General features: G+C 27.7%; 14 protein-coding genes. 2 read left to right on the top strand and 12 right to left on the bottom strand.

The genetic code is table 11. The features are described 5' to 3' along the window. Positions 1 to 108: 108 nt before the first annotated feature. From K0040_RS18945 to K0040_RS18895, 11 genes are all read right to left on the bottom strand, one after another. Positions 109 to 729, bottom strand: a complete 621-nt coding sequence (locus K0040_RS18945) for a hypothetical protein (RefSeq protein ID WP_228110286.1) — start codon at positions 727 to 729, stop codon at positions 109 to 111. A gap of 813 nt (positions 730 to 1,542) precedes the next feature. After that, positions 1,543 to 1,788 (bottom strand): hypothetical protein, encoded by a 246-nt coding sequence (locus tag K0040_RS18940; RefSeq protein WP_228110285.1) that lies wholly within the window; start codon positions 1,786 to 1,788, stop codon positions 1,543 to 1,545. Positions 1,789 to 1,814: 26 nt separating this feature from the next. Then, positions 1,815 to 2,783: a sigma-70 family RNA polymerase sigma factor gene (locus K0040_RS18935; protein WP_228110284.1), complete on the bottom strand. Its 969-nt coding sequence runs from the start codon at positions 2,781 to 2,783 to the stop codon at positions 1,815 to 1,817. A 344-nt stretch (positions 2,784 to 3,127) separates the two neighbouring features. After that, complete coding sequence (locus K0040_RS18930; RefSeq protein ID WP_228110283.1) at positions 3,128 to 3,943, bottom strand: J domain-containing protein; 816 nt, start codon at positions 3,941 to 3,943, stop codon at positions 3,128 to 3,130. Between the two features lie 106 nt (positions 3,944 to 4,049). Then, positions 4,050 to 4,325: a DUF6809 family protein gene (locus K0040_RS18925; protein WP_228110282.1), complete on the bottom strand. Its 276-nt coding sequence runs from the start codon at positions 4,323 to 4,325 to the stop codon at positions 4,050 to 4,052. 58 nt (positions 4,326 to 4,383) lie between these two features. Further along, the gene (locus K0040_RS18920; protein WP_228110281.1) at positions 4,384 to 5,166 is read right to left on the bottom strand and encodes a hypothetical protein; all 783 of its coding nucleotides are present in this window, start codon (positions 5,164 to 5,166) and stop codon (positions 4,384 to 4,386) included. A gap of 32 nt (positions 5,167 to 5,198) precedes the next feature. Continuing rightward, on the bottom strand, positions 5,199 to 5,423 hold the full coding sequence (locus tag K0040_RS18915) for a hypothetical protein (protein WP_228110280.1): 225 nt from the start codon (positions 5,421 to 5,423) through the stop codon (positions 5,199 to 5,201). Positions 5,424 to 5,569: 146 nt separating this feature from the next. After that, positions 5,570 to 6,316 carry an ATP-binding protein gene (locus tag K0040_RS18910; RefSeq protein WP_228110279.1) on the bottom strand — a complete coding sequence of 249 codons (747 nt, stop codon included), beginning with the start codon at positions 6,314 to 6,316 and terminating at the stop codon, positions 5,570 to 5,572. Between the two features lie 15 nt (positions 6,317 to 6,331). After that, positions 6,332 to 7,144 carry a conserved phage C-terminal domain-containing protein gene (locus tag K0040_RS18905; RefSeq protein WP_228110278.1) on the bottom strand — a complete coding sequence of 271 codons (813 nt, stop codon included), beginning with the start codon at positions 7,142 to 7,144 and terminating at the stop codon, positions 6,332 to 6,334. Between the two features lie 14 nt (positions 7,145 to 7,158). Beyond that, entirely contained in the window at positions 7,159 to 7,344 is a 186-nt protein-coding gene (locus K0040_RS18900; RefSeq protein WP_228110277.1) for a helix-turn-helix domain-containing protein, read from the bottom strand. Positions 7,345 to 7,357: 13 nt separating this feature from the next. Further along, on the bottom strand, positions 7,358 to 7,555 hold the full coding sequence (locus tag K0040_RS18895; RefSeq protein WP_228110276.1) for a helix-turn-helix domain-containing protein: 198 nt from the start codon (positions 7,553 to 7,555) through the stop codon (positions 7,358 to 7,360). Positions 7,556 to 7,704: 149 nt separating this feature from the next. On the opposite strand from K0040_RS18895, the gene K0040_RS18890 reads away from it, so the two are divergent. Both K0040_RS18890 and K0040_RS18885 read left to right on the top strand, forming a co-directional pair. Next, positions 7,705 to 8,598: a helix-turn-helix domain-containing protein gene (locus K0040_RS18890; protein WP_228110275.1), complete on the top strand. Its 894-nt coding sequence runs from the start codon at positions 7,705 to 7,707 to the stop codon at positions 8,596 to 8,598. Positions 8,599 to 8,613: 15 nt separating this feature from the next. Continuing rightward, the gene (locus K0040_RS18885; RefSeq protein WP_228110274.1) at positions 8,614 to 9,801 is read left to right on the top strand and encodes a tyrosine-type recombinase/integrase; all 1,188 of its coding nucleotides are present in this window, start codon (positions 8,614 to 8,616) and stop codon (positions 9,799 to 9,801) included. A 264-nt stretch (positions 9,802 to 10,065) separates the two neighbouring features. Here K0040_RS18885 and K0040_RS21160 read toward each other — a convergent pair. Continuing rightward, positions 10,066 to 10,148 (bottom strand): IS3 family transposase (locus tag K0040_RS21160; RefSeq protein ID WP_331476281.1); only part of this gene is annotated, 83 nt, incomplete at its 5' end.

Genomic DNA, 10,148 nt, shown 5'->3' with positions numbered 1-10,148 from the left:
TATATTAATTTGTCCTATTAAATTTAAAATCATGGCTATCCCTCCCGGGATAAGGATAGCAGAAATTTGTATAATTTTGTACATTTTTATATTCCATTTTATGTACATCTATATAGTATCATTTACACTTTGAGTAGCTATATTTTCTAATAATTCATTAATATATTTTGTTGAATACTTAGTTTTAAATATAATTACATTCATTCTCCACTGCTCCAATATAATAAGCTGCCTAATTACAGTTTCATACTTATCACGTCTCATATATTTAGGTTTTTTCCAAATATACTTTAATGGCTCAAATGGAAATTCCAAGTCTTTAGGATCTATACCAATACTTTTGGCCAACTTAAACATTTTATAATAAATTAAATCAGTTCCACCTTCATCATACATATTAGTTCTATATTTATATACATTTTCGTTTATGCAACTTCTACATCTAAGTTCATCAGCTTTATTTGAATAATATAATTTCGCTCTAACTTCGCCGCAATAAGGACATATAAAGAAGCTCTTATATCCAAAACCAGTCTTTTGTTTGCATAAATCTATATATTTTCCAGTAAATTCAACTTTATTGCTACCTATTTTATATCTATAAATATTTATTTTATTATCTAATCTTTTAAATATGTAAGTTCTATGCTTTCTTAATACTGGATTAATTATTGTGGTTTTATAAAACATGTTTATTTCTTTAAAGCTTCTTATATCTAAAGCAACCAAAATTATTCTCACTCCTTCTATTCGTTTTGTAAATTATTTAAACCATATCTTGTATTTATATAAATCTGTATTGATATTTCAACATTCATATCTATATGATGAAAATATATCCTAAATACTAAGCGATTTTATGGCAATAAGTTAATTGCCTCACCCTAATTTTCCCCTTATAAGTGCCAATGCCTTATCCCAACCTTGTAGTAACCTTATGGTTTTCGGATTTTAAATCTAAGGGCTTAAGGTTCCTCGCATTTCGCTACCCCTCTAAATACAATGATATTGTTCACTTTCAGATATGCATGGCCGAATTTTCGGCTGTAACCTTTAGTTATGGCTCAAATAACTCCACAACATTGTGGTCACCTATATGTCGTTTTTATAATAGGTTTTGATAGGTTTTTATAGATATTAAATAGTAATGGAGCGCTCCATTAAATCAACGGTAACGTTCCCTTATTCCAATAGAGTCCCATTAAAATTATTTTACTTGCATTTAAACCAATTCCGAAATTCGGAAGTAGTTTAATTTCTTCTGTTTTAGATATTCTTGTAAGCATTCTTCAGTCAGTCTATCTATTTCAAGTTTTATGCCTTCATTTGCCTTCGATTTCCAACCATATTTATAGGCTTTAATACTAGGGTTTACTAGGGTCTTATATCAGATTAATACTAAGTTTTACTAAGCTAAATCATCAATAAAGTACTCCATTAAATCAATAGTAACGTTACTTTATTTATTGGTGACGTTCCTTTATTTTGATGTAAAAAAGGTGCACCCCAAAATAGAAAAGAATGCACCTTTTTATAGTATTTTTATCTTAACTTCTTAGCCAGTTCTATGGTTATGCATAACTCATCTAGTTCTGGACCATCTCCATTAAATACAACTTGTTTATTGTAATGTCTTTCCCCTGCATCTATAAATTCATTTAATTCTTGTTTTGCTTTTTCTAATTTTGATAATCTTTTCTGTGTTGTATCTCTATCCTCATTAAAATTCTTATGCTGTAAGCCTTGTATTTCATCTCTTAGTTGTTCGTATCTACTTTTATATGTCATATTAACTGTCTCCTTTTATAATTATTTTATATAGCAATTGATTTTTTATCTATGTATTCCAGCCATTTTTCATATACTTGCTTTTTATTTTTCAATATAGCTTTCTTGATAGTTCTTTCAATATCTAATATTTCATTAAATCCATACCCTTGTTTTAATAGTTCATCTTGAGTCATTTTATTGATTTTACGCTTATTAAAAAGTTCTATATCTCTTTGATTAAATATTTCTAAACTCAATATGAAGCTAGAGTATTTCTCGAGTTTAAAGTCGAAAGGCATTGAGTCAAATAGTTCCTGGATAAAGTTTAATATATCAATCTCATTTTTATATTTCTTGTAAAGTATTGAATTGCTTTCAAAATAAAAATATACGTTTTCTGTATTTTGGTAAGCTGATATAAGTCTATGCTCTAACTCTTCTTCTTTCATTTTAAGCCATCTATCTCTTATCATAGGGCTTTTATTCCTTAGGTTTCTAAATCCTCTTCTTTGTATATCATGTACTCTTGAATGATGTATTCCATGTTCCTTAGCTAGATCTATAAATTTTATATCTTCAAATAAAGTTTTATAAACTATATCTTTTTCTCTTCCAGTTAATACAAGGTTAATCTCTTCTTTATATTTTTCTATTATTAATTTATTTATAACTGTAGCTTCTACATTTACATTATCATCTGAAATAACTTCTTCCAGATATAAGTCCCCATCTACATTAATAGGTGCATCAAAAGAGGTTGATTTATAATCTGCTTGCCTTTTTATTCTTTTCATATTTTGAAATTCTCTAAATATTTTTCTTTCTATACAATCATAGGCATAAGTTTGAAAAGAAGCTCCTCTATCTTCTTTGTAATGTTCAAAGGCATATATTAAGCCAATAGCACCTATTTGTATCAAGTCATCTATTTCAATTTTATAAATATTATTTCTATACTTATAAGCTATCTTTTTTACAAGTGGCTCCCATTGCAAATATTCCTCATTTGTCATAATAAGCCTCCATCTATCAAATTAAGAACCCATTTAAAAACATAAGTTTTGTAAATACAGAATATAAGTTCTTAATATAATTATATCACATTTTTAACTTAAACATTAATATATACACATTTTAATTGACTTTTTTTAACTATTTTACTTTATAATAACGAATATACACTCTTTTAAATTTTCACTTTATCTACTACCACTATTTCCATATATAACCATGTATGTCTTATATTTTTAATAAAAAAAGAATCCATAATTGGATTCTTCATATTTATATTACGATTTTGAAGTTTGAAAGGTTTGATTTAAAATGGAACCTATTAATCTTCCATATACACAACTACTTATATACCCCATTGCTCTTTCAGCTTATTTATTAACATCATCATTTCTTGAGCTTCTTTTGGATTGTCTTGATTCTTATCAGGGTGAAACTGCATAGACATTTTTCTGTATAGCTTTTTTAATAACTTCTTTTCGTCCTCATTGTAGTTACCTTGAAACGGGTCAAGGTAACTACTGTATTTATTATAATTGTAGTTACTTTTATTATTACTGTAGTAACTACGACTTCTCTCCTCATATTCATCACTGGCCTTCTTTTGTTCCTTTAATTCATCTAATCGAGCCTTATTCTTTAAGTTTCCAAATACGTCATAACACTCTCTATAAGTATCATAGCCATATATGTTATCAAAATTACTTTGTTGCTCCCTAAATTTTTCTAAAATCTTATTATTTTCTTTATTAATCTTATATTCCTCTGTTTTCTTATATTCAGCTTCTATTTTATCTATTAAAGGATCTAGCTTTTTATAAATCATTTCATATAAATTATCTACTGCTATACCTATATCATTAGCTATTTTTTCAATTTTACTCTCTGTCACATAATTAAGCAGACTGTCCCCACAATCTATTATTGAATAATGCTGTATAGTACAGATATACCATTGTTTCTTCTTTATCCTTCCATTTTCTCTATAACTATTATGAATACTTATTTTATAAGCTTTTTTTATCGGTCTTTCAAACCTTCCTTCCATTATGTAACTATATGTTATTCTTCCATTATAATCACATACTATTGGCTCTATTGTCTTGAATTTTCCATAACACTCTATTTTCTTTAAATTTAACTCTTGTATGACACAATACATAGATTCACCATCTTTCTCATACTGTAGTTACCTTATTTATAACCCAAGTAACTACAATACTTAAAATATAAAAGGCTATAATTTAAAATCATAGCCCTAACTCATACTATCTATCTAAAAAATTATTAAATTTAAAACCATCTTTAAAACCTTGCTTATACATTTCAATCTCCATAATGCTATTTTGTGAACCACTATGTTCATCTAAATTATCAATTAAATACTTTTTTTCCTTTGGTAAAAGTTCTTTTATTTCATCCATAAGAGATGATATTAATTTTCCTTCTTTTCTATATTCCGAATCATCTCCTGCAACTAATTGCCCTGCATCTTCTACTCTATTTATTGCAAAACCCTTTATTCTAAATTCTAGTGTTTTCATTATTAAACTCCCCCTATTTTATCAATTTCAGATGTACGAATTTCATACATCTCAACTATTAAAGCGGCTTTATTACTTTTAATTGTGTTTTTTTACACTCTTCCTTTATCTCCTTAAGCTTAGACATTATATCGCCCATATCCCAATTATTGTAATCAGATGCTAATATCATTAACCCTACACCTACTGAAGTTATAAATCGATTTGTATTACACTCCATAACATAATGTTCTACATCATCACTTGCCATTATCTTGTTTAACCCCATTTTATTAGCTTCTTGAATACAGGAATAATAGTCCTTAAAATCAGTTCTATATCCATCATATTCCTTTTCTATAGGGAATAATCTATATACTTGATTAGGTGTCAATCCTTCCAATAAATGCATTATGTTTTCTGTTAGTGAGAATTGAAATGTAAATGTTCTAAATTCTTCCTCATTCATATTTTTTGCACTCAATATATGAGACGGTAATAATCGATTTACTATTTTATAACTATGTAAATTATATTTTGTTTCTAATTTAATTTTAGCTAGTGCTTTTAACTTATCTTCATCTGCTCCTGTTGTATTAGCTTTTAATATATACTTCCATATTTCATTAACCTTCTCTAATTTTCCTATATTCTCATAGTTAAGATTAATACAGTCATATACCAATTTAATATCATTATACTTAAAAGGTATTTCGTCGTCTTTATGTAGCTCTAAATCATTTTGTATCTCAGATTTAAGCTTATTATATTTTCTATCCCCTAACTCACCTTTTTCAAAAAAATATTTATGTGCTTCTGATATTAACGCCACATCATAAAATATATTTCCATAACCTCTCATGTTGCATGTTCTCCTTTCAAACTAAAGACAAACTAGATTTTTTCTTTATTTACCTTATTTATTTTATGTCCCTCATCCACCAATTCTCTTATTTCCTTAGTAATATCATCAACTACAATACCTATTAAATTAATACTTGGCATATAGTTATTATCATTTTTCATGGCTTCCGCTATAGTAAAGGCTGTTGCTGATACACCATCTAATTTTATTTGTAAATCATTGATTTTTTCTAAAATAGAATACATGTTATTCATAATCATTTATCCCCCTATTTTTTATCTATAGTAAATAAAACTTTAATTTCTTTTAATAATTTGCTATTATTTAATCATAAGAGGGTTGGCCAGAACCCTCTCAATATGTATTTCTTAGAGTAAACACTTTTTAAGTGTTTATTTTTTTATCTCAATCTATAATTTAAATCCTTACCTTTAAATAAAACTATGTTTCCGTTAATTCCACCACACATTTCGATAATTCTAGATCCTACAGCTTCATCAAACGCTAAAAGTTCTTTGGGTGACTTTTCTGTGCTTATTATCATAGGTTTCTTTTTCAAATATCTAGTATTAATAACTTCAAATATATACTTTAAATCTGCCTCATTCTGTTTTCCTTTTAAAAAATCATCTAAGAATAAAATTTTAGTATTTGTGTATTTATCTAATTGTTTAATATAATTAATATCATCCATTACTGATTGTTTAAGGACTATCATCATTTTTATATACTCATCATATAAACACCATATATTATTTTCTATTAGATTTAACATTATTGCAGCTCCTAGATGAGTTTTTCCAGTACCAGGTTGTCCAGATAGCAGTATTGACTTATCATACTTAGGATTTTCTTTAAATTTAATACAATAATCTATACCTATGTTTTTAGCTTCTTTTAATATTGGATTATCTGTCTTATATGTAGAAAATGTTTTATATTTAAAAGATTCACTTAATCCACATCTTTCAAGCTTTTCCTTAGCTTCTACTTTATCTTTACACTTGCAAGGTACTGCTTGCCCTTTATCATTGAATGTATATAGTAAATCTTCGCAAATAGGGCAATTATATTCTTTTTTTATATCATCTCTTGCCGGAATATTCTTAACTCTTTCTTCTAACATTTTTTTGAATTGACTATCCATACTTATCAACTCCCTTTATAATAAGCCATACTCTTTTCTTTTTTTCTCTAGTTCATCCTCTATATATTGAGGTCTAGGTTTAAAGTTTATATCCTCTATATTTTCTATAGTCTCATTCACACTGCTCTTAGTAGTAACCTGTTTATTTGTACTTTGATTTAAATAACCTTCAAACTTAGGGCCAAAAAGTGTTTCTGGCCTTAAATACTTTTCATATTTTGTATCTAACCATTCTTTAGTTTTAATTTCTATTACTTTGTAAAAATCTTCTTCTATAAAACCATCTCTTAATCTTGCATCTATGCTTGTCTTTGTTTTTTGAGTAGTAGATTTAAAGTTTTTAGAAGCTTTTTCATTCAATCGAGTTATAACTCGAGTATATATATTATCTTTCTTTTCATTCTCTTCATTCTTATCATTATTGTTCATGGTTGACCTTAGGTTGGTGCTGGGTTGACCTTGGGTTGATTCTTGGGTTCTTTTTTTTAATACATCTTGATATATTCCCCAATTTTCAATGGTTACAAGTGTATAATCCTTGGTTGTTTTTATGGTTGAAAATCCTTGTTTCTGAAAAACAACCCACGCACTTCTAATCATTTGCTCAGTTATTCCTTTACCACATTCTTTAGCAAAATTTCTTCTAGATGTAATAAATTGACCTGGTAAAATAGTAGTTTTTTCACCATTATCCAAAACAATATCTGCTCTCTTATGGTTTGCACTTAACAACATAGTTACCATAATAACTTTTCTATTAGGCGTACAAGCTTTCCAAAGAGAATTGTCTTTTATTTTTCTATGTAGCTTGATATATCCTTGTTGCATCTTATATCACCTACTTAAAATTCCTTGCCTATATTTGATTCAAGCCATTCATCCACCTTACTCCTAATAATCACTATTCTTTTACCAAATTTAACCATAGGAAATCCTTTAGCATGTACTATTTCATAGGACTTTTTCAAATTAATACCATATTCTTTAGAAAAAGTTTTAACATCCATTACTTTGCTGTATTCCTGCATAATTATCCCCTCCTTATACATCATCCTCTGTAAAAAATAATTCTGTTACTGTAGTGTCTAAAGCATCTGCTATTTTCTTTAGTATCGCTACACTTACATTATCTACGTTACCTTTTTCTATTTTTACGACTGTACTTAAACCAACACCAGAAGCATTAGCTAAATCTGTTTGAGTCCATTTTTTCTTTATTCTTTGTAATTTTAATTTCATTTTTTCACCTCCTTATTCTTTTAGAATAACTTAATAGTAGCATATTCTTTTAGAATAAACAACTATATAACATAATTTTTTATTCTTAAAGAATAAATTTATGTTATAATTTAATAAAAATAGTTAATTATAAATTTAGAGGTGAGTAAATGAAATTAGATATAGCAAGTACCATAGGCAATAATATAAAGAAGTTTAGAGAAGAAATGAAGTTTAGCAGAAATGATCTAGCTGATAAAGCTGGTATTTCATCTTCTGGCTTAGCTAATTATGAAAATGGTAATAGGGTTCCTAGTGTAGAGGTATTAATGCAACTTGCAACAATCCTACAAAGACCAATAGATTTTTTAGTAGGTTCTAATTTAAGCCCTTGTTTTGGAGAAAATGGTGAATTTAATTATATGTTAGATAGCCAATTTGGATATTTTAATCCCAACGATGAGGGCTATATTGAGTTTTTAGAAAGAAATTTAAGTTTATCAGATAATTATAAAAATGATAATATTTTTATTTCGCCTTCATATCCTTCCTTTACATCAGAACTAATGACTTCCATAGCTAAGTCTTATGGCAATTGTAATAATACTCCATTGTCTATTGATGGCTTAAGTCAATTTTTAGAAGAACAAACTGACATCCATAATGTTTGGTCTATCGACAATGAAAAAGAATTGCCTTTACCAGAGATTGTAAAGCTTCTACATTTTTACAGACATTATAATTTTAATGACTTTTATGAGTTTATTAATCATGGACCCTTTATTTTTTCTGACTTAGATATTGACATAAAAAATATAATACAAAACCTTAGAAATGATACAAGTAAAAACATTAAATTTCCCGGTGGATTTACATGTAAACCCGAAATAATCGATATTAACTTAGCTTATAAATCACTAGTTGACCTAATTTTTTATATAGGAAAAGAAGATAGTCTTCATTATATAGACGATAAATCATATGAAAAATTACTTATGAAAGCATGTGACTTACTAGAATTTGAATTATTTAAGCTAGAAAAAGAAAATACTAAAAATAAATAAAGAGGGTGTTTTTTATTGGCTAACAAAAGGCAAAGAGCCAATGGTGAAGGCTCTATCATGAAGCGTATGGTTAATGGTAAGCAGGATGGATGGAGAGCTTCTCTTACCATAGGTAGGAATGATAATGGTAGCCTTAAAAGAAAAGATTTTTATGGAAAAACAAAGAAAGAAGTTCAAACTAAAATGGATGACTATAAAAAACAAATGTCTCTTGGACTTCTTATGAATGATAAAATAACAATAGACCAATGGTATTTTACTTGGCTATTTGACTTTAAATCTAAAGACTTAGCTCCATCCACATTTGAGTGTTATGAAGGTGTATATAGACTTTATATAAAAGATAGTGATATAGGTGATATTAAGTTAATCGACTTAAGAACTGCCCACTTACAACGATATTACACTAAGCTTCTTGATATAGATAAATTAGATGCATCCAACGTTAAAAGAATAAATAAAACACTTAAAACATGTCTAAAAGAAGCTATAAAACAAGGGTACCTACAAAAGAATTGGTGTGATGATGTAAATTTACCTAAAGTAAAAAAAGAGGACAATATTAAAGCTTTAAGTAAAGATGACCAACTTAGACTGTTAGAAGCTCTTAAAGGAATAGACTTAGAATTATTAATTACTTTTGCACTTGGTACTGGATTAAGACTAGGAGAAGTGTTGGGGTTAAAATGGAGTGATATTGACTTTAAAGAACATACCCTATCTGTTCAAAGAAGTGTTAGAAGAGTTGTAGAAATTCAAAGAGATGGTACTAGAGAACGTATATTAAAAGAAGTTCCTCCAAAAACTGAGAATAGTTTTAGAACAGTCCCTATACCTAAGACTATATTGAACAAATTAAAGTCTTATAAAAAGGTACAGAACAAACTTATTCTCTCATTAGATGAAGGCAACTATCAAAACAATAACTATGTTTTCTGTAATAATGATGGTACTATTATGGATCCAAAGAAACCAAATAGAAGGTTGTCTACTGTATTAAAATCTAATGATATAGAGCTCATTACATTTCATGGCTTAAGACACACTTACTGTACTAGATTATTTGAAGCTGGTGTTCCGCCTAAAACAGTTCAATCTTTAGTAGGACATAGTGATATTGAAACTACAATGAATATTTATACTCATGTTATGAAAGAAACCAAAATAGAAGCTGTAGATAAAATAAATAGTATATTTGTATAGAAGCTGTAGAAATACAGCTTTTTTCTATGTAAAAAATAACACAAAATACCGCAGTAAAATGAAGTTTTTATATTTTTGTATTTTATTAGATTCTATTCAACATTTTTAAAATGTAGATATATACTCAATTATAATACTATATATTTTTAAATTCTTTTAGGTGAAATTTAAAGTTCCGTCTCCCACATCCGGCACCAATGAAAAAGTAGTTACTAAGAATTTTAAAATGGACCCTTTGTCAAGGACACTAGAAAAAACGACTGGCTAAGCCGTCATTAAAAGTTGACTTCTATACTTATTAGGAGTCAGCTTTTTTAAATTCCATTGACATCTATAATTATTGTAAT

The sequence above is a fragment of the Terrisporobacter petrolearius genome (assembly GCF_020748185.1).
Lineage (GTDB): Bacteria > Bacillota > Clostridia > Peptostreptococcales > Peptostreptococcaceae > Terrisporobacter > Terrisporobacter petrolearius.
Note: the sequence above shows the minus strand (reverse complement) of the source record. Positions and strands in the feature narration are given on the sequence as shown.